Here is a 26,277-nt window from a genome sequence, read left to right as displayed (position 1 = left end):
AACTTTGGAGAAATCGATACCGAGATCGATTGCAGGGATGATTGATTCCATGAAAAAGCCTCCTTGAATAAAGGAATTATCCCAAGGAGGCGGTCGAGAAAATACCCGTCTTTTATTTGACGCTTACTTTATCACTGATGACCTGAATAATTCAAAGGAAACGCAAAACGGCCGGAATCCGCTATAAATACGGGGATTCCGGCCGTTGGTTATTTCATCTTAAAGGTGAAGCCATATGTCTTCTGTTAAGGGTACTGTAATTTTGCAGGTTTCGGGCACTGATAAAATGTTGGTTTTGTGTACGAAAAGAAGGTAGTGAATTGAAATAGTAAATGCAACCATTGAACTCTTTCTCGTTGCATTTAGTCCTTCAACCACAATCGTTGCGTTTAGTCCTTCAGTCCAGATAACCTAAGGTCGTTCTTGTTTAGCGAAAAATGTACTGACCGATTCGGCCAGTCTTCTATGTTCTCCTTCCAAAACAGACAGGAGGGCCTTATGCCTAATCAAAAACATCTCAACGCTGTCACTCGAAAACTGATTCAAGACAGTCTGGACCAGGGGCTTTCTATGCCTGAAATCGCCCGACAGATCGACAAGTCTAAAAGCACCGTCAGCCGCGAAGTCAAAACGCACATTTCCTTTCAGCCGTGTCTTAAGGAATCTGATTCCAACGGTAAAGCTGTCATCTGGGATTGCGTCTGTATTCATGAATGCAGCCCTGACAACGGGATTTGTAAATCTCCATGTAAAAAGCGAAAGCCGATTCCTCGCGAATTCAGAGACAAAAAAGGATTGTGCAACGGATGTCCTAAAGCCCATCGGCCTCGGCGATGCAAACTCGAAAAGCGCCTCTACAAAGCGAAACAGGCGCAGGAGGAGTACGAAGAAACTCTTAGAGAATCACGCACTGGGATCAACCTTACCGGTGAAGAATTCCAATATGTGAAACGCATCATCAGTGAAGGAGTTAAAAACGGGCAGTCTCTTTCCTCTATCTGTCAGCGCTGCCCAGAGATCCCAGTAACGGAGCGTACTGTCTATACCTGGATCGAACACCGGGAATTAGCCGATCAGGGAGTCTTAAATATCGATCTCCCCCTTAAGGTAAAGCGAGAAATCCGATTCAAGCCCTCTATCAAAACGAAAAAGCGGAAAGACAATTCTGTGGTTCGAGGCCGAACTTATGAGGATTTTCAGAAACACCTCGCTTCACACCCAAATGTATCGGTAGTTGAAATGGATACGGTCTATAACGACGTAACCAACGGGCCATTCATGCAGACTTTTCTATTTCGCGATCCGCACCATCTGTTTCTCGCTGTCTACCACACAGAAAAGACCGCTCAGGCGATGTATGAAGGGCTTAAAACTCTCCACGATCAGCTTGGAGCCCAGACTTTCCGACGACTGTTCGCGGTGATTCTGACCGATCGCGGTTCAGAATTTACTGCAGTCGAAGAAATCGAAGCACTCGGTGTGAAAGTGTTTTACTGCGATCCGATGCAGTCCATCCAGAAAACCTCCGTTGAGAACAAACATCTTCTTTTAAGGAGAATTTTCCTGAAGAACCGAGGCAGCCATATTTTTGATTTAGTCAAGCTGGGACTGACCAGTCAGGAGCAGCTGAACATCGCCATCTCGCATATCAACTCATATGGATTAAAAAGTCTGCACGGTCATACCCCGTACGATTGTTTCCGCTTTCTGGAAAAATCTTCTGAAATTCTGGAAAAACTAGGAATCAAAAAAATAGATCCGGCTTCTGTCCACTTGAAGCCAGATCTGTTAACTCGCTAAACAATAACTAGAGTTAAGAAGGAGAACGAACACACCTTAATTCACATATTTGGCAGTTGCATTTAGTATCGGAGCAAAAAAATACACTAATCAACTGCTCTTTTTGTCGTGGTTGCATTTAGTCCTTCCAACTCAAAAATTTTAGCATGGAAGCACAGAAAAGGCGAAACGCGGCCCTGGTAAAAGAAAAATCCCCTCAGTTTCCTGGCTTAGATAAAGGAAATTGAGAGGAAAAGTAGATTTTTGAAACAGTAAATGGAACGCTCGTTTTTATCAGTTCAATGGTTGCGTTTACTATTTCAATTCATCCAATTCACCATTTTTATATGGATTTTTTTCACTCTATTCGTTTCTTTTTAAGATTCTGATTTTTTAAGACACGTTTGGACGGCTATTCCCTGTCGCCATGTGCGGATCGGAGAGTAGCTGCTATCCTCAGATTCGTAAAAAAGCAGGATACTTTCGTTTTCTGAAAGTATCCTGCCGTATTGAAAAACTAAAATCTGTTTTTGAAGCTTACCAGGCGATGATTTCCACGCCGTCATCGTGAACCGCAATCGTATGTTCCCATTGTGCTGAGAGCTTGCCGTCATCCGTATAGGAGGTCCAGTCGTTATCAGCGTCGATGAACAGACTGCATACGCCTTCATTGATCATCGGTTCAATGGTGAACACCATTCCCGGTGCAAGAATGATGCCCGTCCCGCGTGTTCCCACATGCTGGACCATCGGATCTTCATGGAAGTCGTTGCCGACTCCGTGACCGCAGTAGTCCAGAACGACGGAATAGCCGTTGGCGTGCGCGATTTCCTGAATTGCTGCGCCGACATCTCCAAGATGTCCCCACGGCTTCACGGCCGCAATGCCTGCTTCCAGACATTCTTTCGTCACATCCACCAGCTTTTTGGCTGCCGGGCTGACTTCGCCAATGCAGAACATGCGCGATGCATCCGCATAATGGCCGTTTACGATCGTCGTGCAGTCGACGTTGACAATATCGCCGTCTTCCAGAACGGTATCGTCTGGAATGCCGTGGCAAACCTGATCGTTAATCGACGTGCAGCAGCTTTTCGGAAAGCCTTCGTAGCCCAGACAGGCCGGAATGCCGCCGTGCTCGATCGTGTAGTCATGAACCATCTTGTCAATTTCGTTGGTCGTCATGCCCGCCTTGATTTTGGACTGCACCAGGTCGAGCGCGCCGTTATTGACTTTCGCCGCTTCACGGATCCACTTCAGATCTTCTTCGGACTTGATCATTTTATGCGTGGGCACCTTGCACCCTTTTTTCTTCAGGTCCATCAGTGTCCGGTCAAACGCTTCATGACACTTTTTGTATTTCTTTCCGCTTCCGCACCAGCACGGATCGTTACGCATGGTCATGTTTAGTTCCTTCTTTCTCCATCTGAACAATCAGAATTCTGTCTTTTCCATTGATATCCTTAAGGACTGTTACTTCCGCTTCCGGGAAGAACTTGGCAGCCAGCGTTTTCAGACGATCGCCCTGGTCCCAGCCCATTTCAAAGCACATCACGCCGCCCGGATTGAGCACCTGATCCGCTTTCTGGAAAATCTTCCGGTAAAAGTAAAGGCCATCTTCGCCGCCAAACAGCGCCACGTTCGGTTCATAGTCCACAACGCTGTGATCCATTTTTTCATTTTTCGGAATATAAGGCGGATTAGACACCAGAAGGTCACAGTGCATATTGCGGGAAATAAACGGATCCAGCATATCGCCCTGTACAAAAACAACCGAACCGCCTAACCGTTCATTGTTGGCGTAGGCCGTTTCGAGGGCTTCCCGGGAAATATCGGAAGCGAACACGTCGATCTGATCGTTTTCCAGGGAAAGGGTAATTCCGATGGCGCCGCTTCCGGTGGCTACATCAAACACAACAGGGTGTTCAATCTGCTCGCACAGCACATCGCACTGAATCAGAACCTGCCCGGTCAGTTCTTCTGTTTCCGGACGGGGGATCAGCACGTTTTCATTGACGGTAAAGTCGTATCCATAAAAGTTTTCATAGCCAAGGACATAGCCGAGCGGTTCGCCTTTTTCCATGCGGTGAATCCCCTCAAGATAGTCGGTCTGAATTTCCGGATCGACTTCTTCATCCATATCCATATACAGATTGATGTCCTTTTTCTGGCAGAGCTCGTTGAGCAGAAGCATCGCCGCCTGATCGGACTGACCAGCCGCTACCATGCGATCCTTGCCTTCGCTCAGAAGATCGCGGTAACGCATCATGACAGCGATTCTCCAGCCAGCTTCGCCTGCTGGTCCGCTTTCTGCAGCGCCTGCATCAGATCTTCCAGACGGCCGTCAATAATGCGGTCGAGCTGGTTTACGGTATAGCCGATGCGATGATCGGTGACACGGTTCTGCGGATAGTTGTACGTACGAATTTTTTCCGCGCGATCGCCGGTACCGATTTTGGTCTTGCGCTCTGCCTCGTTCTTTTCGTCGATGGCGCGCTGATGTTCTTCTTTGACACGTGCAGCGATCGTTGCCAGAGCCGTCGCACGGTTTTCATGCTGGGAACGGCCGTCCTGGCATTTAACGACGATGCCGGTCGGCTTATGAATAACGCGGACAGCGGAGTCCGTTTTGTTTACGTGCTGACCGCCGGCTCCGGACGCACGCATGGTCTCGATTTCCAGATCGTTCATATCGATATCGAAATCTTCTTCATCAATTTCCGGATAGCACAGAACTGTCGCGGTCGAAGTCTGAATGCGTCCCTGCGACTCAGTCTTTGGAACGCGCTGTACACGGTGCGATCCGCTCTCATATTTCAAAGTGCCATAGGCATGCTGGCCGCTGACTTTAAAAGCAATCAGGGAATAGCCGCCGGCTTCGGATTCTTCTGCATCCGTCACTTCGACTTTCCAGCCTTTGCCTTCAGCGTACTTGGCGTACATGCGGTACAGGTCACCTGCGAAAATATTGGCTTCGTCGCCGCCGGCTGCTCCGCGGATTTCCATGAATGCGTTATGAGAATCGTTCGGATCGGTCGGAACGAGCAGAAGTTCGAGGCGAGCAATATAATCGTCAATTTTCGGTTCGAGTTCCGTGATTTCCATCTGGGCCATTTCCCGGATTTCCTTATCATGTTCTTCGAGAAGCACGCGGGCGTCCTCCAGTTCCGAAACTGCTGCTTTGTATTCGTTATAGGTTTCTACAATCGGTGTCAGTTCGTTGGCTTCCCGTCCAAGTTTGGACATCTGCCGGCGATCGCTGACAACCGTTGGATCCATCATTTTTTCATTAATCTCATCCAGACGCGCTGCAAGCCTGTCGAGACGTTCTTCCATTTTTGCCATTGTTTATCTCATCCTTCCCTCTGAGTCTGTATTCTTGTTCGTATCGTTTTCATTATAGCAAACAGCTTTTCGCTCACCCTTTGTCAAGTCTTTTATGATTTTTTTGTGCCCACTCTGAGGTTTCGGACAATTTCCCCCTGCGCCGGGCAAGGTTGAAGCCCCTATCCGTTCCGGATAGAATAATAGGTAAGCGTTATGAATATTTCACTTTCGCTCCGCAGGATATGCGGGTAAAGGAGAACCTATGAAACATAAAGTCCGCAAAGCGGTCATTCCGGCAGCAGGTTTTGGAACGCGCTTTCTCCCGGCGACCAAGGCCATCCCGAAGGAAATGCTTCCCATCGTGGATATTCCCACGATTCAGTACATTATTGAAGAGGCCGTAAATTCCGGCATCGAAGAAATCTGCCTGATTACCAATTCCTACAAGCAGAGCATTGAAAACCATTTTGACCGCTCCTTTGAACTGGAAGAAAAGCTCAAAGCCAGCAACGATCTGGAACATCTGGAAATGATCCAGAAAATTACCGATATGGTCAACATCGTATCGGTTCGTCAGAAAACGCCAAAAGGTCTTGGCCACGCCATTCTCTGTGCCAAGAGCTTTGTCGGCAATGAACCGTTCGCCGTTCTGCTCGGCGATGACATCGTCATCAATGCCGGTGGACCAGGCTCCATTCGCCAGCTCATGGACGTGTATGAAACGACCGGATGCAGCGTTGTCGGCGTTCAGCCAGTCGCTGAAGAAAATGTCTCCAAGTACGGCATTATCGACCCGCTGGAAAAAATCGAAGACGGCCTGATGACCGTTTCCACGTTCGTTGAAAAGCCCGCGCAGGAAGACGCGCCAAGCAACATGGCCATTCTTGGCCGCTACGTTCTTGGACCGGACATTTTCGAAAAGCTCGAAACCCAGGCAGCCGGCAAAGGCAACGAAATCCAGCTGACCGATGCCATTGACCGTCTGGCCAAGGAAGATACCGTCTACGCCTGCCAGTTCGACGGCAGACGCTATGACGTCGGCGATCGCAAAGGCTTCCTCCAGGCGCAGATCGAATTCGCACTCAACCGCGACGATACGCGCGAAGCCATGGAAGACATCATTGAATCGCTCGGCTATAAGAAAGTAAGCAAGTAGCATGATCACCGATACGCATTGCCATCTTACGTGTGACGAACTGTACGAAAACGCGGTGCCGCTGATCGAAAGCGCCCTGGAACAGGGCGTAGATCTGATGATGATCATGTGCACGAACCGTAAGGAATACGACCGGGCGCTTGCGCTGAAAAAACAGTATCCCGAAAATCTGAAAGTCGCCTGGGGCTTTTTCCCTGAAGACGCCAGAGAGATCACAGAAGAAGATCTCGAAGAGCTGAGAAAAGAAGCCGCCTGCGGCAATATGGATGTTCTGGGCGAAATCGGCCTGGACTATTACTGGGACATGTCGTTTAAAGAAGAACAGAAGGCCCTCTTCAAAGCTCAGCTCGATATCGCGGCCGAAACGGGGCTTCCGGTTTCCATACATATGCGGGACGCCGCAAAGGATTCCCTGGATATTCTTAAAGCCCATGCCCGTACGCCGATCATCTTCCACTGCTATTCCGGTTCAACGGAAACCATGAGAGAAGCCCTCAAACTGGATTCCATGATTTCCTTTGCGGGACCCATCACCTTTAAAAACAATAAACAGGGGCCTGCCAATGTCATCGCCTGTCCGCCCGAAAGAATTTTAAGCGAAACCGATTCGCCGTATCTCGCCCCGGTTCCGTATCGCGGCAAGCGAAATCAGCCTGCCTATGTCAAAGCGACGCTTGAAAAAATGGCTGAGTTAAAAGAAATGGATTCCGATGATCTGGCCCGACAGATCCGCGCCAACTTCCTGTCTCTTTTTCAAAACGGATCCGAATAAACGCATTCCACAGAATGCATTCCCGCGAATCGACCATCAGAAGCCGACCGCAGCCGACAGCGGATTCGATCGTAAATTCTGGAAACAAAAAACCGCCTGACGGCGGTTTTCTTTTTGTCGATTTATATCCCGCGGAAGACTGGAGAGTTCCAGAAATCCCAGACGAGCGTTTCCAATTCGATTTGGAATTAGTGACGGTTGTCGTCTTCGTGAACGAGAGCTGTCTGCAGCGCGTAGGACAGCGATTCGTTGAGCTCAACCGCTTCGATGGCAGCAGCTGCAAGCGGAGCAACGGAAAGAACTACCATTTCATCGTACAGTTTTGCGTTTTCAGTCTGATCGATGGTGTTCGTAACGATGAATTCACTCAGGCCGGAGTTTTTCAGACGTTCAATCGCCGGTCCGGAAAGTACGCCGTGTGCGCAGGCTGCGATAACTTCTTTCGCGCCTTTTTCGTAAAGCATGTTGATGCCGCTGGTCAGTGTGCCGGCGGTATCGACCATATCATCGATGACAACTGCAACTTTTCCGTCAACTTCACCAAGCAGGTTCATGGCAACCGCAACGTTTGGTTTTGGACGACGCTTGTCAATGATGGCAACCGGAGCGCCGAGGCGGTCAGCCAGACGACGGGCACGAACGGTTCCGCCGTGGTCAGGAGAAACAACGACAACATCTTCGATGTTCAGACCTGGTTTGTGTTTGAGGTATTCACTGATCAGAGACAGCGTATTGATGTCATCTGCCGGAATATCGAAATAGCCCTGAATCTGGGCAGCATGGAGATCCATGGTGATCACGCGGTTTGCACCGGCGCGTTCAAGAAGCGAAGCCACCAGTTTGGCTGTAATCGGCTGACGCGGTTTCGCCTTGCGGTCCTGTCTGGCGTAGCCAAAATACGGAATAACACAGTTGATGGAACGAGCCGAAGCACGCTTGCAGGCATCGATACCGATCAGAAGCTCCATAAGATTGGCGTTTACCGGGCGATTGGTACTCTGTACAAAGAATACGTCTTTTCCACGTACAGACTCACCGAGTTCAACAAGAATTTCTCCATCAGCAAAATGATGAACATCACATTTTCCAAGGGGGATTTCAAGAATCTCACAGATTTCTCTGGCCAGATCGCGGCTGCTGGTCAGCGCGAATACAACGGTTGAATTTTTAAGCTCATCTTTGTTTAACATGCTTGCGTACCTGTTCCTTCCTCATTTCCTGCGGGTTCCTCATCCAGGGCATTTGAAATCATTTCGTTCTGGACTTTGCACATCTGCAGGCGGACACCATCACCGATGACACTGTCTTTAATCCAGGTCTGGGGGAAAATTTCGACATAATTGCCCAGCGCCGTTTTGCCAAGGATTTCCGTATCCGGATAAATCACGGTATCGTGACCGATTTTCACATCCTGGCCGATAACCGTTCGCTGCGGATCTACAATTTGCACGCCGGCTAACATATGTCTGCGGTTAATTCTGTCTTTCATCCAGCGATATACATCGTACAGTTCGCTGACGGTATTAATGCCCGCCATCTCATCCGGATCCGAAGCGGCAATGGCATCCACGTGCTTGCCTTTTTCATTGAGAATTCGAACCAGATCCGTCAGATAGTATTCATTCTGGGCATTATCGGTTGTCAGCTCGCTGAGCGCATCAAAAAGATCTCGGTTGTTAAAGCAGTAAACGCCCGCGTTGATCTCTCGGATTTCTTTCTGCTCGGGAGTGCAGTCGCGAGCTTCGACGATCTCTTTTACCGCACCGGTTTCATCGCGGACAACTCTTCCGTAATTTCCGCCCTCTTCCAGTATGGCACTCAGAAGAACAAGAGCCTTTCCCTGTGCTTGGTCATAAAGCATTTCGAGGGTTTCCGGCTGGAGACAGGGGACATCTCCATTCATGACGAGCGTATAGCCGTCTTCGTCCTTGAGGGCCGAAACCTGCATGACCGCATGTCCGGTTCCGAGCTGCTCCTTCTGCAGCGCAAACTCTTCTTCGGGGAAAGCGTCCATTAAGGACTGTGCCTGATAGCCGGCAACAATGACAATCCTCTCTGCGCCTGCTTTTTTCAGCGCGCCAAGAGGATAAGCCAGAATCGGTCGGTCAATCAGATCATGCATTACTTTGTTTTTTTCCGACTTCATCCGGGTTCCTTTGCCGGCAGCCAGAATAATCGCATTCCGTTTTGTCATGGGACCACCTTTCGCAGGTATTCTAACACATCCCCGACATTCCTCCTCTTTGTTCAGGGTTTTTAGACAAAATCAAAAATGGCTTTTGATAAAACAGCAGATTCTCCTCAAAGCGTCTTCAAAAGGACCATGTCTGCGGCATGCCGGCATGGAAAAAGCCGGAAAAGCGATGACAATTTCGCTTTTTCCGGCTTTTCAAACGGTTCTGGAGCCGATCCGACGGACTTTCTTTTTCCGTCCGAACCGATCGCATTAATCAATGGAATCGTATTCGCTCTGCAGCTCGTTGATCTTGTTGTTCTTGTTATTGATTTCGGTTTCTACCGGGGAGGCTTCTGCCACAATCGCCTGCCAGTCGTTGTAGGCCGAATCCATTGCGGACTTCGCATCCGATTCGGAGCGCTGGGCATCGATCAGCGTATTGGTCGCGGAAGAAAGCTGGCTGTTGAGCGAATTGACGCTGTCGAGATCTTTCTGAAGGCTGTTGATCTGCGACTGCAGCTGCTCTTTGTCCGCACCTGAACCGCCAGTATCCGATCCGTCGCCGGCATTAATGGCGTTGATCTGATCCTGGAGATCCTTGATCTGAGCACGAATACTGTCCGCGCTTGGATAGCTGTTCAGATCGTCCTGAATCTGATTGACTTTGCTCTGGGCTGTGTTTGTGGCCTGAACTGCCTGATCGTACGCATTCTTTTTGGAGTTGTACGTGTTTTCCGCATCGTTCTTTCGCTTATTGATACCGTCCAGCTTGCCCTGCAGAACCGCCACGTCGCCGCTGAGCGACTCGATTTCATCGCGGAGTTCCGCTTTTCGTTCCGCGTTTTTCACATCGGAGTTGGAAGAAGAAGGCTTCTGCTGAGCGCCGGCTTCAGCAAGCAGTTCATCAAACGTCTTGGACGTTCTCGCCAGCAGCTGTTCATTGATTTTTCGCTTTTCATCTTCGGAAAGCTTGTCATACACGGAACGGAAATCCAGAACCTGCTGCTTGTTGTCATCGGTAAGGCCGTTAAAGCTTTCTGCCCAGCTAAGGAGGTCGTTGTAGCCTTTGCTGGTCTGGGTCTGCGCGCCGGAGTTCATGAAATGAACCGCCATGTAGCCGCCGACCGAAACCACAGCGATCGCCAGCGCGATACCAGCAATAATGCCGACGGTCCTCATATTGTTTTTCGATTTTTTACGTGAATGCGAAGAGCGGGAAGGCGCCGGACGCGAAGAGCCGCGGGAATCGTGGTGACGGACTCTTACATGACGGTCTTCTTCATCGTAGTCGTCATAATCGTCCTCTTCGTCGTCGTACGAATCGTCATAGTCGTCGTAATCGTCGTCTTCGTCCTCGCGTACGTATTCCCGGTGAAGGAGCGGTTCATCTTTTTCCAGCAGACCGGCGATTTCATCGCTGTGCATCGTTACCGGTTTGGTCTGACCGATTTCGTCTTCTTCTGCCGGCGCAGCGCCGTTAAACACGCGCGTCTGCTCGCCCGGCTGAGCCGGAGCGCTCTGCGGCGCGCCAAACTCGCGGGTCATCCCCGCATTCTGGGCATACTGGTCTTCCGCCGAAGGGGCGGTTTCTTCTTTGGACGCAAAAAACGAATCGGATCCGTTTGGCGCACTGCCAGGCTTTTCTGTATAGATCACCTGGGGCGTTCCATTTTTCGCCGCTTCGTTTTCCGAACGCGCTTTATTGCGTGCGGCCGACGAATACGTCTGCTGGAACTGTTCCGATGTTTCTCTTGCCCGCTGAATGCGTTCAATCCGTTCTTTGTTCCGCGCAAAATCATCCATCTTTTTTTCAATTTCTTCGTTTCCGCTCAATGAATCCAGCAGGGAATCAAAATTATCATCACGGTTCTGATCGCTCATTGAAAAACCCCCCTTTATATTCCGGGTGCATGATCCGACAGCCGGTCTGCACGCCTTTGTTCTGTATCTTCTATGAAATCGATGTGTTCGAAATACGGAAAGGCTTTCGCGCTCTCCTGACTCTGTATACAGGTACCCCTTTTAGTTTATTGTACTGAATTTGCGCCTTTATCCTGCCGTTCAACCCTAAAGAAAAATCATTGTGGGTTATTCGCTTTCTTTTAGAATATCGACCCGGATTTTGGCGGCAGAGGCTTTCTTTATAATGCCTGATTCTTTCTTCGGCTTCTCTAAAAGTTCTGCTAACATTTGCCTTCCCCCTGCATAAATCTCGGAAAAACGGATAGAAACGATGCCCGATTTGGATGAAAAACCGATTAAAGACGAAGTACAGACGATCGTATTATCATTTCCTTTTTGCATTTTGTTTACGCCTGCCCGTCAAAAAAGCCGGATCTGCGTCCGGCTTTTCTGTACGATCGCCACTTCTGAGTCCTGTCGGATGCGCTATTGAGCGGATGCTCCGATTGATCGTTTATCCCGCTGCTCGATCTGTCATCCTGTCTTTTTCCCTTCACCTTTTAAGACAGCGCTTCAGATGCTTTCGGTCGGCATCTTCTTTCTTCTGCATCAGGATCCAGATTTCCCGGCAGTCGTTATCTTCGAGGATTTCCTCGATTTGCGCATACGAAAGTCCCGTATAGCTTAAGGCTGTATAGAAAGTCGAAGGCCGCTTTCGTCGGCCTGTCTTTAACCGGCGCTTTTGCGCCAGCCGGTTCTGCCACAACAGCGCGCGCCGTCCAAAAAACGCTTCAAAAACCTGCGTGGAACACGCTTCTGCCTCAGCCACGCGAACCGGACGCCGGCAAAGCGCAGAAAGTTCGTCTTCGTGGCCATCGAGAAAACCGGAGGCGGCTTCCAGATCGCCGTTTTGCAAAATTCTTCGCAGAATGCGGTCGCATTCGCTGTTTCGATAGTACAAAATGCGCAGACGGCGCCCTTTTTTACGGATATCGATATTGGCCGTTTCCCGTAAAGCCGCGCACTGCGGGCAGAGCGCATCCGGTCCTCTTAAAAGAAACGGGAGCGTTTCGCAGCCGGAAAATTCTGATCCGCACCAGAGACAGAATTCATGTAGCGCAGCTGGCGAATGCAGGCATCGAGCGCTCTGGAGGGCGATTCGATTAAGGCGATTCCTTCGCCGGAGGGATCTTTGAAGCTTCTCCCGGCGCGCCCGAAGATCTGAATCAGAGAGGCGCTGGTGAACACCGGATGATCGGCCCGGTACACCGCGACCTGGACGGAGGGAACGGTGATTCCCCGTTCGAGAAGAGTTGTACATATGAGAACCATCGTCTTTCGGGCATGAAATTCAGCCATGACTTCATCTTTGTTTTTCGTTTTGGAATGAATAACAGAGCAGGGAAAAAACAGACGGATGACCGGCTTCATCCAGCGGGTATCCGCAATACGGGGGACAAAAAGCAGAACCTGCTTGCCGTTTTGAATGTACCGGCGGCAGTACGCGATTAAAATCAGCACCTGCTTCAGCTTCGATCCTCGTTTCACGACAGGAACGCAAAGCGGATGACGATGGGGCCGCAAGAAGAGATTGACCATTTCCATCTCACCCCGTTCGATGGCTTCCAGACTTTTCGCGTCCGGTGTGGCTGACAGCAGCATGCGCTGCCCGATACAGCTTTGGAGGGCGATCGCTTCCAGCACTTCGTTTCCTGCATACGGAAACGCGTCGAGTTCATCCAGAATGAGCAGATCGAAGCTGTAGGGGAAACGATAAAGCTGATGCGTCGTGCACACGATCAGATCGCCGTCCGTTTCATCGGTAAAGCCCTCGCAGATCTGAACGATGTGCAGCTCTGGAAAGTTTTTGCGAAGCCGTTCGGCGATTTCCATCACCACCTGACGGCGGGAAATCGCAAAGCACACTTTCTTGCCCTGGGCCAGATACGCGCAGATGCTTTCAAGCGTCAGTTCCGTTTTTCCGCATCCAGCTGCCGCGTACACGAGCAGATCCCGATGGCTCTGCAAAATGGAAAGCGATCGGGCGGATGCTTCTTTCTGCAGCGGCGTCAGTTCAAATTCCAGAACCGGCTTTCCTTTCCACACACGATGGGACAGACTGGGCGCCTGTGGTTTCTGTCCGGCTTTCAGCGCGCCAAAATCCAGACATTTGCGGCAGTACCAGAAACCGTCATGGAAAAAGAAAAGCTTCGGATCCCGGTTGTGGCAGCGCAGACATTCCCGTCTGGGACTTTCTTCCTTCTTTGAAATCCGCTGAGCGGAATGCGTCGTCTGATTTTTGAATGGGTCATTTTCCATATTCTGTTTCCGCCTTTTCCAGTACTGCCAGTCGAACGGTCCGTCCGAGGACTGGATCTCCTGCTGTCTGGATATACGAAAGAAAGTCATCCGAATAAAGACGAGAACAAAGACCAAAGAAAACGCAGGCAAAAGAAAGCACAGACAAAAGAAAAACGGAAAAAGAACCGCGCTAAACTTCATCGACACATAATAAAAAAGCGCTCGTTATGAGCGCCTTGTGTGCAAAATGATCCTGAAACAGCGTTAAGCTTATTTCTTGTCGTTGCGTCCGTATTTTCTGTTGAACTTTTCAATACGTCCCTGGGCAGCCGCGAAACGCTGACGGCCTGTGTAGAACGGATGGCAGTTGCTGCAGGTATCTACGCGAAGGGTGTCACCTTTGATGGTGGAGCCGCTTTCGAATGTGTTACCGCAGGAAGAGCATACAACAGTTACGGTATGGTAATTAGGATGGATTCCCTTTTTCATCGCCATATCCTCCTTCCGCCTTAAATCAGGTGCTGATTTAAAGTAAGTGCCTATGCATTATAGCAATCCCCAATTTCCATCGCAACCCGGAAAACAATTTCTCTTTTTTTCCGTCATTATGCCGTATTTATCCCGTTTTTTTCGGTTTGTATAGAAAACCTGCGTGAAAAAAACACAGCCGGTCAGTTGGTGTCAGATGTGATTCGAATGGCAATATGCGACAATTGGAAAGACATACCGGACATAATGAATGTCCAGTTCATACAGAATTTCTTCCGCTCCATTAAGCGCAGACCCTTCTGTCTAACCGGTTTATTCCCTGCCCTGCTTCTTTATTTTCCATGAAGAAGGCGGCAGTCAAATATAAGGAGAGTATTCATGAACCCGTTATCGCATTCCCATTATGACTATCTGATTGTCGGCGCCGGCCTGTACGGTGCTGTATTTGCCCGCCAGGCTTACGATGCCGGCAAGAAGGTTCTCGTTCTCGAACGTCGTCCTCATATTGCCGGAAACGTGTATACCCGTCTTGACCATAACATTCATGTCCACGAATACGGTGCACACATTTTCCATACGGACAATGAAGAAGTCTGGAACTACATCAATCGCTTTGCCCGCTTCAGCCGCTACACCCACAGCGTCATCGCCAACTTTAAAGGCGAGATGTATTCCCTGCCTTTCAATATGTATACCTTCAATAAAATGTGGGACGTCCGCACCCCGAAGGAAGCCAGAGCCATGATCGAAAAGCAGCGTCAGGAAATCACCGGCGAACCGAAAAACCTGGAAGAGCAGGCGATTTCTCTGGTCGGACGCGATGTCTTTGAAAAACTCGTAAAAGGCTACACGGAAAAACAGTGGGGTCGCGACTGCAAAGATCTGCCGCCCTTTATCATCCGCCGTCTTCCGGTACGTCTGACGTATGACAACAGATATTTCAATGCGCTCTATCAGGGCATTCCGCAGGGCGGCTATACCGATCTTGTCGGACGCATGCTCGAAGGCGTGGACGTGCTCACGAATACCGATTATCTGAAGGCCCGTGAAAAATGGGACGCGCTTGCCGATCGGATTGTTTACACCGGTGCGATTGATGAATTTTTCGATTATTCCCTCGGCCATCTCGAATACCGTTCCGTCCGTTTTGAAATGGAAACGCTCGATGAACCGGATTTTCAGGGAACTTCGGTTGTGAACTACACCGATCGCGAAACGCCTTTTACCCGCATTCTCGAATTCAAGCATTTCGAAGATCTCGGCAGCGATTGCACCATCATCGCCCGCGAGTATTCCAGCGAATGGAAGCCAGGTGATGAACCGTACTACCCCATCAATGATGAAAAGAACGGTACGCTCTATGCCCGCTACAAAGAACTGGCGAATACGCGCAAGAATGTTCTTTTTGGCGGCCGTCTTGGCGAATACCGTTACTACGACATGGACGGTGTTATTGCCTCTGCTCTGGATGCAGCCAGAAAGGAACTGGCTTAATTTTCAGATCTTCAAACTTTCCAGACTCTGTATATGGCTTTGCCTGCACAGAGTCCATTTTTCTGGAACGCAAGTAATTATTTCGATCTCAGGTTTGAACTGGAGAATCAGGATCTGTTTGCGCGCGCGCCGACAGATCACTAGTATGAAACTATGAACCAGCTTGAAAAAATCAAAGGTCATCTGCTTACCATTAACGATCATAAGCTTCGGGTCATGGAACTGTGTTTTCGCTGCGGCCTGTATAAACAGGGCCTGCTTCATGATCTGTCCAAATACACTCCCGTCGAACTCAAAACCGGCTTTCGCTATTACCAGGGCTACCGCTCCCCAATCAATGCCCAGAAGGAAACAGAAGGCTATTCCTTTTCCTGGCTCCATCACAAGGGAAGAAATCCGCATCACTGGGAATTCTGGATGGATAACGGACCGCACGGAATGGTTCCTCGCGCGATGGAATTTAACTACGTTGTCGAGATGTTCTGCGATCGCGCAGCCGCTTCCCAGACGTATCTCAAGGATAAGTATCGAGACGACAGTCCCCTGCAGTATTTTGAAAACAATCTTTCCAGCACAGTTTTTCATCCCGACACCGAACGCCAGATCCGATATCTTCTGACCTATCTGGCCGAACACGGCATGGATAAAACGATTTTGCGCATCCGCTTTTTACTGAACCGCTGGCGCCATACTGGCGATCCCGGAATCTGAGTTTTCCGTAATTTTCAGGCTAGCAATTAAGGAATCAGTTCTTGTTGTCCTGAAGCCGGAAACTTCCGGATGTTCGCATTCCGTATCAAACAAAACCAGCTGACGCAGCTTCAAAATGCGCCAGCCGGTTTGCTTTCCAGGAATCGATTTTCGGTTATTCAAAATCAGTCCTGTTCTTTGGTCCTGCGATCCGCTTTTCAACCGGAACAATTTCATCAGCAACCGCATGCTGGAAAGCCAGATCGTGTTCAACCAGCAGCATCGCTGGGTGATATTCCTGAATCAGCGCTTCGATCTGCTCGCGCGATTCAATATCGATATAGTTGAGCGGTTCATCCCATATGTAGAGATGCGCGCTTTCGCACAGACTGCGGGCAATCAGCACTTTCTTCTTCTGCCCCGCTGAGAAATCTTCCATGCGTACTTCAAACTGAGTCCGGTCAAATCCGAGCTTGCGCAGGATGGACTTAAACAGACTTTCGTCAATTTTCGATTCTTCCGCAAATTCGCGCAGCGTTCCCTTTAAAAAGGAAGAATCCTGCGGAACCCAGGAAATGATCAGACGAGAAGGACTGAACAGCTCGCCCGTATACGTAACTCCTCCTTCGCGGATCAGTTTGAGAAGGGTAGATTTGCCTGAACCGTTCGAGCCGTCGAGTACAATGCGGTCGCCTTCATGAAGGGGAAAGCTGACCGGCTTGTTGACGGGTCGGGAATCATAAAAGCAGACCACATCATGCGCCGAAATCAGGGTGCCATGCAAATCGTTCCTTGGCGAAAGACGAAGCGATTCGCTCTCTTCAAAATCCTGAAGCAGAGCGGATTTTTCTTCGATGGCTTTCTGGCGGCGGCGTTCAATCGATTTCGAACGCTTCATCATCTTGGCTGCCCGATGACCGATAAAGCCGCGGTCAACTGGAGCGTTTCCGTATTTGGACGCTTCAATGCGACCTGACCAGTCGGCGCTTTGCCGACTGCTTTTCTGCATGGCGGAAATTTCTTTTTTCAGACGGGTGTTGCGGGCATCTTCCGTATTCTGCCGGCTGATGAAATCGGATTTCCAGCTTGAATAGCTTCCTTTGACCAGTTCTACGCTCGACCGGTTGATGGCCAGCACATGATCCGTACAGCCATCGAGCAGTACACGGTCATGACTGACCAGAATAAAGCCATGCTTATCGTGCAGATAGGCAGAAAGAACCTGACGGCCGACGGTATCCAGGTGGTTGGCCGGTTCATCAATCAGAAGACACTTTCCTTCGTTTAAAAAGAGAGCCGCAAGCTGTACTTTTGTTTTCTCGCCATAGGAAAGGGTCGAGTAAATCCTCCACAAAATATCTTCATCCAGCTTGAGGGCATTCAGCTCCCGGACAAATTCCCACTGCTGTGGCTGCGGGGCAATTTCCTGCAGCACATCCGCGACCAGCTGTTCTTCTTCCGATACTGGACACGGAAAGTACGCAAATTCCACGGGGGAAGAAATGGTACCGGATCCCTGCAGTTCTCCCAGCAAAAGTCTCAACAGTGTCGTTTTTCCCCGGCCGTTTCGTGCACAAAGCGCCAGGTTCCAGCGGGGATCAAGATCCGCATTGAAATGTTCAAATACCGGTTCAGCCCCATTTTCATAGCTGAACGTCAAATCACGAATCTGAATCATAGACATATGCATTCCTCCTTAAACTTTTACACAGGCGAATTTGAAACATTCCGAACTCGCAAAAAGACCGCAGGAAATCTCCCGCGGTCTTGCAAGTCATAAAAAAGAATTCATAGTCTGCCTGTTCAAAAAAAACAGGCAATTCAAATATTTAGACCGGACAGTGGATGGTTTCCTGCTTCCAGGCACAGTCCGATACAAAATGTCATTGCGCCATCCGGCCATGACAAAACAGATCAGGAACATGCTTGGATTAACGTACTTTGCAGGAAATAGAATTCATCCTCTCACCAGGCCTTTCTGTCTGTTCATACCGAGTTAACCACAGTCGAAAACAGATTTCTACCCGCATGTCGTAAAAAAGAAGGGAAAACGGAAGAAAACGAGAAAGCTCTGACCGGATCTGGAGGTTTTCCAGTCGGTCAGAGCTTTCTTTTCTGGTTTTTTGTTTTCAATTTTTCTCGGGAATTACTCTTCTTCGGTTTCGGTCAGCGAAAGAAGTTCAAGAATCCGGGTCAGATCGTTATTGTCTTCGAAATGAATATCAATGGAATGGGCGCGGATTTTTACCGAAGTCTGGAAGTAGCCTTCCAGCTGATTTGCGGCTTCCTGAATAAAGAGACTTTCCTTGTGGGCTTTCTCTTTTTCTTCTTTTGTTTCTTCCCCGTCTGGATCCAGATCCGCATTTTTTCTTTCGTGAGCGTCTTTCTGCTCGATGACCTGACGGACTTTGGATTCCATCGTACGAACGGACCAGCCCTGTTCAAACGCATCGTGCGCGAGCCGGGTCATTTTGCTTTTTTCCTTTAAGGGAAGGAGGGCGCGGACATGACCCATGGACAGCTTTTTGTCGACGACCATCTGAGACACTTCGTCCGGGAGTTTAAGCAGACGCAGCAGATTGGCAATATGTTCACGGCTTTTGCCGACACGGGCAGCCAGCTGTTCCTGGGTGTAATGCAGACTTTTGATCAGCTGATCATAGGCTTTGGCTTCTTCAATGACATTCAGGTTTTCGCGCTGAATGTTTTCCAGCAGCGAAATTTCCATCATCTGCTGATCATCGAAATCCACAATAATGGCCGGAATCGTCTCCTGATTGGCCAGACGGCTGGCGCGCAAACGGCGTTCACCGGCGATCAGTTCGTAGCCCGAAATGCTTTTCTTGACCAGAACCGGCGTGAAAACGCCGTGTTCGGCAATGGAAGCAGCCAGTTCTTCGAGCGCGGTCTGATCAAAGACTTTTCGCGGCTGATATGGATTGGGGCGAATCTGACTGAGCGGAAGGCGGAGCGGTTCGCTGACCTGGGCGGCCGGCTGATTCTGTCCGTTCTGGATGTCGTCGAGCATCTGTGTGATATCGCCGCCGAAAATCGAAGAGAGGCCTTTGCCGAGATGACTGCTGTCTTTACTCATGCTTCATCTACCTCTTCAATGTGCAGCATTTCGCGGGTCAGAGCCGCATAGGCTTTGGCCCCCTTGCACTTTGTATCGTATTCGAAAATGGATACGCCACGGCTGGGCGCTTCGGAAAGCTTAACGTTGCGGGGAATGGAATTCTGATAGACCAGACGGCCGAACGTCTGGCGAACTTCCTGAGAAACATCGACCGAAAGGCGGGTACGGTAGTCAAACATCGTCATCAGAATGCCTTCAATGCTCAGATTGGGGTTGCTGGTCTTCTGAACCAGGCGGATCGTCAGCAGCAGCTGCGTCACACCTTCCAGCGCGTAGTATTCGCACTGTACCGGAATCAGAACGCTGTCGGCCGCCGTCAGGGCGTTCGTATTGAGAAGGCCGAGTGAAGGCGGACAGTCGATGATGATGAAATCGTAGTCGTCGCGCAGCGGATCCAGAACGTTTTTCAGCAGCTGTTCCTTTCCGGTTTTCAGTCGATCCATGACCAGATCGGCACCGGCCAGCGAAATGTTGGCCGGAAGGATATCGATATTCGTCTTTTCGCCATGCACGATCGCATCGCGAACGGGATATTCTTCAAGCAGGACGTTGTAAATGGTCGGCTGCTGATTGGACTTCACCGCATTGAGCCCCTGCGAGGCGTTTCCCTGCGAATCGAAATCCACCAGCAGGACGTCCAAGCCCAGATAGGACAGGGCGCTGGACAGATTGATGGCGGTCGTCGTTTTTCCGACACCGCCTTTCTGATTGGAAATTGCGATAATTTTAGCCATTCGTCACCTCGAGCGGTTTTTTCTTAATCGTTCCGTACGGACGGGGATATTTTGCGGGAACTTCTCCCGTCTTTTTAAAATAAAAATTGATGCGGGTTCCTTCATCGTTGCCCAGTTCAAATTCTTCTTCATGGTCGAGCACAACCGGCAGCGCCTTTAAAGCCGGAGCCGCATTTTTGAGCTCTTCTTTTCCATTTGCGCCTTTGAGCGCGATAAAGGTACCGGAATCGTTCACCAGCGGGACGCAGAGCTCGAGCAGAATCGAAAGACGCGCGACGGCACGTGCCGAAACCGCGTCAAACTGTTCGCGATGCTCCTTCACAAAGTCTTCGGCCCGCGCGTTGACGATTTCTACGTTATCCAGATGAAGCTGGTTTTTGACTTCATTCAGAAAACGGCAGCGCTTGGCGAGCGGTTCCACTAAAACAAAAGAACGATTCGGCCAGGCAATGGCTAAAGGAATGCCGGGGAAGCCGGCACCGGAACCGACGTCGCAGAGCGTCTGGAACGATGTATGTAAAAACGGGACAACGGAGTCGTAAAAATGCTTCTGCCAGATTTCACTGTCATCGGTAATGGCGGTCAGATTCATTTTCTGATTCCACTCCTGAATCAGGTGAAGATACGTTTCAAATTGACCGAGCTGTTCTGCGGACAGATTCAGTCCTTTGGCAGCCAGTTCGTTTTTAAAAGAGTCTTTATTCATAAATTCAGTATACCCATCCGGATTAGGCCGGGCAATCTGGGCCCCTGACGGAGAACAAAGCCCGTTTTTCCAGAGCCGGCCGGTCAGGAAAATATACGAGATTTGCCGCCGAGAGGCAAACCGCAGGAGACTATCCTTGTACAGGAGGCTTTTTATTCGCAAACAAAGCGGACTTTTAGGCCATAATCCTTGCGGTTTTTGTCACCGCTTTCAAAATTTAATCTATTAAAATACGATTTAGTTATCGTCATTTTCTCGGTTTGTGCTCAGAATTTGCTTATTTTTCTTAATTTTTTCCTAAAGCGTTACATTTTCTTTTCAAGTATAATAACTACGCATTCACCTGCTTGGAAGATGCAAAACGCTGCAGGCAAAGAACAGGCGCCCATTTTTCTCATATCTTACAATTCCTGTTTCCCTGCATCCCTCAATTTTATAGAGACAGACAGTTAAGGAGGCGAAAGCAGATATGTCAGATCCAGTAAAAAACAATTCTTCGAATCGGGAAAAAAGCGGTGCCGAATCCGCACGTACCAGAAGTACGAACGAGAACTCCGCAGGGAAAATGCCCCGCAAGCGGAAAAAGCATTCTCTCAGTTTTAACGCCGTTCTCATGCTGGTCATTCTGGCTGTCGGACTGGTCGCAGGCGTCGGCCTTACGAAATTTTTTCAGGTTACAGACCGGTACGAGCAGAAGTCGACAACCCTTTCCAATGTTTTCGCAGAGTCCAACGACATTGTGACCTGCTACAACTACTACACCGGCATTGGAAAAATTGAAGGGGCCAAGCAGTTTCAGGAATGGAACATCCCCTTTACCGGAAAACGGCTGCTCTATACGTTCCAGGGAAAAGCCCTGCTTGGCATCAACGGAAAGAAGATTGAAGTCGACACGGACGAAGAAAACAAAATCATTCATGTGCACTGCCCGGCCATTCAGATTCTTTCCAACGAAATCGATCCAGGATCGATCGAAGTGTATGACGCGAGCAACAACATCTTCAATCCGCTGACCGCTGAAGAAATCTATGACAATCTTGAAGTGGAAAAGTCAAAGCAGGAAGAAGAAATGCTTTCCAACGGAGCCATTGAAGCCGCGGAAAGCAACGCCAAATCCGCGCTGACCGATATTCTCCGGCTTTCCGGAAAAGTAGACGGCTATACGATTGAAGTCACCGTAGAACCGACCGATCTGCTCACCGACCGCAGCGACATTCTTACCGACAGCGGCGAGAAGAGCTTTCCAAAAGACGCAGACGAAGCCAACTCGATCTTAGAATCGGCAGCCAGATAGATCCGCAAAAACCGGAGGCTCTTACAGAAAGCCGCACCGGCTTTGCTTATTAAAACAGGAAACATAAAGAACGGAGCTGTTCTTCTCAGGTGGAAGAGCAGCTCCGTTTATTTATCTGATCTGTATGTTTTCTTCGAATGCCGGTCTGATTTACTCTTGTCGGCAGGCGAAGGTCGGAAGAGTTCGAGAAGACTATTCTTCTTCCGATTCTGTTTCTTCGACGACTTCTTCTTCTGTTTCGTCATCGTCAGCCGGAACGAAGTCTTCTTCGTCCTCAACGCTGAGCGAATCTGTATCCACAACCGTCGATGCTACGGTCTGACGCGTACGCAGGTCCCATGTGTTTTTCGGCAGGGAAGCGAAGCGGCCGTCAATGGACAGGTCGCTGTAAAACTGTGCGATGTTGTCATCGGCCTGAGAAGGGGTAAATCCCATTCTCTCTTCTACGATGTGCCAGAGGTCCATGAACTGCATGGGCTTCTTTTCATCGGTTAAAATGTCGAACGCGTTATCGATCATAGATTTTTTCATACGATTATCTCCTCGTGATCACAAATTACATGGATTCAGGTGCGGATACACCAATCAGACTCAGAGCGTCGGCCAGCACAATGCGGGTTGCCTGCAGCAGACCAAGACGCTGAGCGCTGAGTTCGGGGTTAGACGGGTCGTTGACTTTGCATGCGGAATAAAAGCTGTGGAACTTCGAAGCGAGGTTCTGAATATAATGCGAAATCTTGTGAACCTGTCGGGTGCGAGCGGTCTGTTCGATGACGTTCGGATACTGAGCCAGAGTTTTGAGAAGATCAATTTCCTTCTCGTGAACGAGGCCTTCATAAGACTGTACGGTCGGATAGTTTTCACTCTGAGCGGCTTTCAGAATCGAACAGATTCGTGCATGCGCGTACTGCGCATAGTAAACCGGGTTTTCGTTGGACTGAGCAACGGCGAGATCCAGGTCGAAGTCGAGATGACTGTCGAGGGCTCTGCTGCTGAAAATGTAGCGGGCTGCGTCCACGCCAACCAGATCGACGAGGTCCATGATCGTCCAGGCATTTCCTAAACGCTTGGACATCTTGACTTCTTCCCCGTTGCGGACCAGACGAACCATCTGAATGATATCCACATCCAGTTTATCCGGGTCATTTCCCATAGCGGCCATGGATGCCTTTAAACGAGGAATATAGCCGTGATGGTCGGCACCAAAGAAATCGACCAGCTTGTCAAAGCCGCGTTCGCACTTGTCGTTATGGTAGGCGATATCCGGAACCAGATACGTCAGCGAACCATCCTGCTTGCGCAGAACACGGTCTTTGTCGTCGCCAAAGTCCGTTGTGCGAAACCAGAGTGCCCCGTCTTGCTCATAGGTATAACCGTTTCGCTCCAGAATCTCAAGAGCCGTGTCCACTTTTCCAGCGTCGCGTAAAGCCTGTTCGGAAGTCCATACATCGAAGTGAACACGGAAGCGGTCCAGGTCATGACGGATCTTGTCCAGCTCGTAGGCAATTCCCTCTTTTCTGAAGAAATCGAGGGTTTCCTTCGTCGGTTCGAGATAGACATTCGGGTGCTCGCGGGCAATTTCTTCGGCTTTGACTTTAACGTCTTCGCCCATGTAGCCGTCCTGACCGATTTCGGCTTCCTGGCCATGCGCCTGCGCATAGCGGGCCCATAAGGACTGCGCCAGATTGGCAATCTGGTTTCCTGCGTCATTGACATAGTATTCGCGGGTTACGTCATAGCCGGCTTTCTTCATAACGCGCGAAGCGGAATCGCCCCACGCCGCGCCGCGGGCATGACCAAGGTGCAGATCGCCGGTCGGGTTGGCGGAAACGTATTCGAGATTCACGCGGATGCCGTTGGGTTCAAACTGTCCGTATTCCGATTCCTTTTCCAGAATCGTCGGGATGACGCGGGAATACTGATCTTTTTTCATCGTGAAGTTGATGAAGCCGGGTCCGGCAATTTCGGCGCTTTCGATGGAATCGTCATCGAGCGCAGCAACCAGTTCCTGCGCAATAATCAGCGGCTTTTTGCGGAGGGTACGCGCCAGCTTCATCGCCAGGTTTGTCGCATACTCGCCCTGTTCTTTTCGTTTGGGAATTTCAATGGTAATTTCCCCGGGCTCCAGGCTCAGATCCCAGGCTTTTTTTGCGGCGGACGCCAGAGCGTTGGCCAGCTGCAGATCCATAGCAGACATATTGTTCACTCCTTCATGCCAGTTTTATGTCATCCGTTCCGCCCTGAGGGGGCAGCCGGTTCGTGTTCGATAAAACAGAAGTCTTCGCTTTGCAGTTCAAACTGAAATTCAGCTTCTTCTTCAATTTTGTAGCTCACCAGAATCCGATGCGGTTCGCGGACAATGCGCACATCGCTCAAGACGGCTTCCAGTTCGCCGAATTCGCTGAAAATTCGCACCCGGCCCTTGCCGGAATCAAACAGGGAAAGCACGCTCAGCGCTTCCTGCTGATTTTCAATCACAATGCCTTTCGGAAGAATTTTCCAGACGCAGTGACAGTCCTCGGCTTCCATGGTGACAAAAATTCCTTTGTTCTTTTCTTCAAACTCCGCTTCTCCTTTAAAAATCTCGGTTTTCGCAGTGAGTTCGCATAAAGCGGCTTGACTTTTCATAGCGAAGAAAAGTTTAACATACAGATTCTTCTTTTCAACGGATTACCCATCTCTCCGGCTTTATTCATCGTGAAAATCCGCCCATACGCGCCTCGTCTGCCCCTCTGCGCAAAATCCCGTTTTCTCGCGGGAAGAAGGACCGCTGCAGAAAACAGGAAAAGACAGACTCAACAGGTATGCCAGACAGGCTTGCCGTCCGAATACAGGCGGCGTTTACGAAGAAGCGGTGTGGACTTCCTTGGGGAAATACACACGGATCTGCTGGGGATTTTTCATTTCCAGCAAAGACCGCACCACCACCGAACAGTCCGAAAGCGGAAGCAGTCTCTCCTGGTCAAGAACGAGAATCGGCTTGGACTGCTCTTCCTGATACGGCAGAAATTCTTCCAGTCGAATCGGTTTAAGATGAACATAGTAATCCGGATCAAAACTCGCTTTTCGCGTCTTTTCGCGAATGGCTTCGATTCGCTCGGGACTAGCTTCGTTTTCCCAGCGCGGCAGACGCCGATCACATATGCGATGGGCCAGATCGGCAAGAATGGGATCCTTGGCGGATTTCGCCGCTCCGATTTCGCTGATCAGAACGTAATCGTCCAACTCCAGAAAGCGCTCCGGATCAAAGGGCTGATCAAATACAGGCTCGAGCGCTTTCGATCCGTATTCTTCAAAGTTTTCCTGACGCAGTCTGGCATAGCGCCCAAAGAAAGCCTGAACGAGCAGATCGTAGCCAAACGCATCGGGATGGAGATACACCTGCCAGTACATCTGATAGCGGCCCATGATGTAGTCTTCGACCGAATGGACGCCGCTTTTTTTAATGCACAGACGGCCGTCCTTCACACGCAGAGTACGCAGTATGCGTTCCAGATCGAAGCGGCCGTAGCTCGTTCCTGTTTCGTAGGCGTCGCGAAGCAGATAGTCCATGCGGTCGCAGTCGAGCTGCGAGCTGATCAGATCTTCCAGAAGCGCGCAGCCGGATCGATGCTCCAGAATGGCAGCCACCATGGCGGGCAGTTTCGGATTTTCCCCGGTCAGAATTTTATACACTTCGCCTTCGGGGTTCGTAATCAGACGGCACGTAACGGCCTCATGGTGAATATGGGAGATCGCCTCATAGCTGTGCGAAAGCGGTCCGTGACCCAGATCGTGCAGGAGCGCCGCGCAAAGCGCCGCGGTCTGTTCGAATTCATCGAGCGTATCCGTCACGCCGGGCACTTCGTTCAGAATGCGCCGGCAGATTTCATACACGCCCAGACAGTGGGAAAAGCGGGAATGTTCCGCGGTATGGTAAACCGCCATAACGCCCCCTAGCTGATGAATGCGGCGCAGACGCTGAAATTCCGGCGCGTCGAGAAGCTTCCAGATGACCTGCAGATCAATATGGATATAGCCGTGGACGGGATCGCGCAAAACGCGCGTCTCATTCAGCCGGCGCATCATAGTCTTTTTTCTCTTCGCGCAGCACTTCAAACATCAGAAGCGCTTTTTCCTTGGACGCCTGTTTCGGCGTATCGAGCACCCTCACTTCCAGAAGCCGGTTGCCAAACTCCATGCAGATCACATCGCCTTCTTCGACTTCGCTCGACGGTTTCGCCGTGCGTCCGTTGAGCTGAATGCGTTTTTGAAGGGCAAGTTCCTTAGCGGCTTCGCGGCGTTTGAGAATGCGCGCGGTTTTCAGATATTTATCAAGTCTCAT

General features: G+C 50.0%; 25 protein-coding genes. 6 read left to right on the top strand and 19 right to left on the bottom strand.

All coding sequences use genetic code 11. The features are described from left to right. Positions 1–498: 498 nt before the first annotated feature. Entirely contained in the window at positions 499–1,800 is a 1,302-nt protein-coding gene (locus Afil_RS02790; RefSeq protein ID WP_230266997.1) for an IS30 family transposase, read from the top strand. Positions 1,801–2,316: 516 nt separating this feature from the next. On the opposite strand, the gene Afil_RS02785 is transcribed toward Afil_RS02790, so the two are convergent. Genes Afil_RS02785 through prfA form a run of 3 tightly spaced genes read right to left on the bottom strand, consistent with a single transcriptional unit; the run spans position 2,317 to position 5,121 of the window. Further along, a complete protein-coding gene (locus tag Afil_RS02785) occupies positions 2,317–3,180 on the bottom strand; it encodes a methionyl aminopeptidase (protein WP_230266996.1) in 864 nt (287 codons plus the stop codon). Then, positions 3,167–4,045 (bottom strand): peptide chain release factor N(5)-glutamine methyltransferase, encoded by an 879-nt coding sequence (prmC, locus tag Afil_RS02780; protein WP_230266995.1) that lies wholly within the window; start codon positions 4,043–4,045, stop codon positions 3,167–3,169. Before prmC ends, Afil_RS02785 begins: the two co-directional genes overlap by 14 nt. Next, positions 4,042–5,121, bottom strand: coding sequence for a peptide chain release factor 1 (gene prfA, locus Afil_RS02775; RefSeq protein ID WP_230266994.1), 1,080 nt, complete (start codon positions 5,119–5,121; stop codon positions 4,042–4,044). The genes prmC and prfA overlap by 4 nt, the downstream gene beginning before the upstream one ends. Positions 5,122–5,365: 244 nt before the next feature. Here prfA and galU point away from each other — a divergent pair, with 244 nt between their 5' ends. After that, on the top strand, positions 5,366–6,259 hold the full coding sequence (gene galU / locus Afil_RS02770; RefSeq protein WP_230266993.1) for a UTP--glucose-1-phosphate uridylyltransferase GalU: 894 nt from the start codon (positions 5,366–5,368) through the stop codon (positions 6,257–6,259). Between the two features lies 1 nt (position 6,260). After that, a complete protein-coding gene (locus Afil_RS02765; protein ID WP_230266992.1) occupies positions 6,261–7,031 on the top strand; it encodes a TatD family hydrolase in 771 nt (256 codons plus the stop codon). A 188-nt stretch (positions 7,032–7,219) separates the two neighbouring features. On the opposite strand, the gene Afil_RS02760 is transcribed toward Afil_RS02765, so the two are convergent. The 7 genes from Afil_RS02760 to rpmE all read right to left on the bottom strand — a co-directional run bounded on the left by Afil_RS02760 (position 7,220) and on the right by rpmE (position 13,899). After that, positions 7,220–8,221, bottom strand: coding sequence for a ribose-phosphate diphosphokinase (locus tag Afil_RS02760; protein ID WP_230266991.1), 1,002 nt, complete (start codon positions 8,219–8,221; stop codon positions 7,220–7,222). Next, the gene (locus Afil_RS02755) at positions 8,215–9,225 is read right to left on the bottom strand and encodes a bifunctional UDP-N-acetylglucosamine diphosphorylase/glucosamine-1-phosphate N-acetyltransferase GlmU (RefSeq protein WP_230266990.1); all 1,011 of its coding nucleotides are present in this window, start codon (positions 9,223–9,225) and stop codon (positions 8,215–8,217) included. The genes Afil_RS02760 and Afil_RS02755 overlap by 7 nt, the downstream gene beginning before the upstream one ends. Before the next feature lie 252 nt (positions 9,226–9,477). After that, entirely contained in the window at positions 9,478–11,088 is a 1,611-nt protein-coding gene (locus Afil_RS02750) for a hypothetical protein (RefSeq protein WP_230266989.1), read from the bottom strand. A 207-nt stretch (positions 11,089–11,295) separates the two neighbouring features. After that, positions 11,296–11,511 (bottom strand): hypothetical protein, encoded by a 216-nt coding sequence (locus Afil_RS02745; protein ID WP_230266988.1) that lies wholly within the window; start codon positions 11,509–11,511, stop codon positions 11,296–11,298. A gap of 151 nt (positions 11,512–11,662) precedes the next feature. Beyond that, the gene (locus Afil_RS02740; protein WP_230266987.1) at positions 11,663–12,070 is read right to left on the bottom strand and encodes a hypothetical protein; all 408 of its coding nucleotides are present in this window, start codon (positions 12,068–12,070) and stop codon (positions 11,663–11,665) included. Between the two features lie 89 nt (positions 12,071–12,159). After that, positions 12,160–13,428, bottom strand: coding sequence for a helicase-related protein (locus Afil_RS02735; protein ID WP_230266986.1), 1,269 nt, complete (start codon positions 13,426–13,428; stop codon positions 12,160–12,162). 252 nt (positions 13,429–13,680) lie between these two features. Next, on the bottom strand, positions 13,681–13,899 hold the full coding sequence (rpmE, locus tag Afil_RS02730) for a 50S ribosomal protein L31 (protein WP_230266985.1): 219 nt from the start codon (positions 13,897–13,899) through the stop codon (positions 13,681–13,683). Between the two features lie 378 nt (positions 13,900–14,277). Here rpmE and glf point away from each other — a divergent pair, with 378 nt between their 5' ends. Next, a complete protein-coding gene (gene glf, locus Afil_RS02725; protein WP_230266984.1) occupies positions 14,278–15,393 on the top strand; it encodes a UDP-galactopyranose mutase in 1,116 nt (371 codons plus the stop codon). Positions 15,394–15,546: 153 nt separating this feature from the next. After that, positions 15,547–16,104: a DUF5662 family protein gene (locus Afil_RS02720; protein ID WP_230266983.1), complete on the top strand. Its 558-nt coding sequence runs from the start codon at positions 15,547–15,549 to the stop codon at positions 16,102–16,104. A 154-nt stretch (positions 16,105–16,258) separates the two neighbouring features. On the opposite strand, the gene abc-f is transcribed toward Afil_RS02720, so the two are convergent. The 4 genes from abc-f to rsmG all read right to left on the bottom strand — a co-directional run bounded on the left by abc-f (position 16,259) and on the right by rsmG (position 20,659). Then, the gene (abc-f, locus tag Afil_RS02715; RefSeq protein ID WP_230266982.1) at positions 16,259–17,767 is read right to left on the bottom strand and encodes a ribosomal protection-like ABC-F family protein; all 1,509 of its coding nucleotides are present in this window, start codon (positions 17,765–17,767) and stop codon (positions 16,259–16,261) included. A gap of 462 nt (positions 17,768–18,229) precedes the next feature. Then, positions 18,230–19,177, bottom strand: a complete 948-nt coding sequence (locus tag Afil_RS02710; RefSeq protein WP_230266981.1) for a ParB/RepB/Spo0J family partition protein — start codon at positions 19,175–19,177, stop codon at positions 18,230–18,232. After that, entirely contained in the window at positions 19,174–19,953 is a 780-nt protein-coding gene (locus Afil_RS02705; RefSeq protein ID WP_230266980.1) for a ParA family protein, read from the bottom strand. Before Afil_RS02705 ends, Afil_RS02710 begins: the two co-directional genes overlap by 4 nt. Further along, positions 19,946–20,659, bottom strand: a complete 714-nt coding sequence (gene rsmG / locus Afil_RS02700; protein WP_230266979.1) for a 16S rRNA (guanine(527)-N(7))-methyltransferase RsmG — start codon at positions 20,657–20,659, stop codon at positions 19,946–19,948. The genes Afil_RS02705 and rsmG overlap by 8 nt, the downstream gene beginning before the upstream one ends. A gap of 469 nt (positions 20,660–21,128) precedes the next feature. On the opposite strand from rsmG, the gene Afil_RS02695 reads away from it, so the two are divergent. Further along, positions 21,129–21,953 (top strand): DUF4230 domain-containing protein, encoded by an 825-nt coding sequence (locus tag Afil_RS02695; protein WP_230266978.1) that lies wholly within the window; start codon positions 21,129–21,131, stop codon positions 21,951–21,953. Positions 21,954–22,145: 192 nt separating this feature from the next. On the opposite strand, the gene rpoE is transcribed toward Afil_RS02695, so the two are convergent. From rpoE to Afil_RS02670, 5 genes are all read right to left on the bottom strand, one after another. Then, positions 22,146–22,484 carry a DNA-directed RNA polymerase subunit delta gene (rpoE, locus tag Afil_RS02690; RefSeq protein ID WP_230266977.1) on the bottom strand — a complete coding sequence of 113 codons (339 nt, stop codon included), beginning with the start codon at positions 22,482–22,484 and terminating at the stop codon, positions 22,146–22,148. A gap of 25 nt (positions 22,485–22,509) precedes the next feature. Next, entirely contained in the window at positions 22,510–24,150 is a 1,641-nt protein-coding gene (gene argS / locus Afil_RS02685) for an arginine--tRNA ligase (RefSeq protein WP_230266976.1), read from the bottom strand. A 29-nt stretch (positions 24,151–24,179) separates the two neighbouring features. Then, a complete protein-coding gene (locus Afil_RS02680; RefSeq protein WP_230266975.1) occupies positions 24,180–24,581 on the bottom strand; it encodes a hypothetical protein in 402 nt (133 codons plus the stop codon). Positions 24,582–24,794: 213 nt separating this feature from the next. Further along, entirely contained in the window at positions 24,795–26,021 is a 1,227-nt protein-coding gene (locus Afil_RS02675; protein ID WP_230266974.1) for an HD domain-containing protein, read from the bottom strand. Continuing rightward, the gene (locus Afil_RS02670; RefSeq protein WP_230266973.1) at positions 26,002–26,277 is read right to left on the bottom strand and encodes an RNA-binding S4 domain-containing protein; all 276 of its coding nucleotides are present in this window, start codon (positions 26,275–26,277) and stop codon (positions 26,002–26,004) included. The genes Afil_RS02675 and Afil_RS02670 overlap by 20 nt, the downstream gene beginning before the upstream one ends.

Source organism: Allobaculum fili, assembly GCF_020969955.1.
Lineage (GTDB): Bacteria > Bacillota_I > Bacilli_A > Erysipelotrichales > Erysipelotrichaceae > Allobaculum > Allobaculum fili.
Note: the sequence above shows the minus strand (reverse complement) of the source record. Positions and strands in the feature narration are given on the sequence as shown.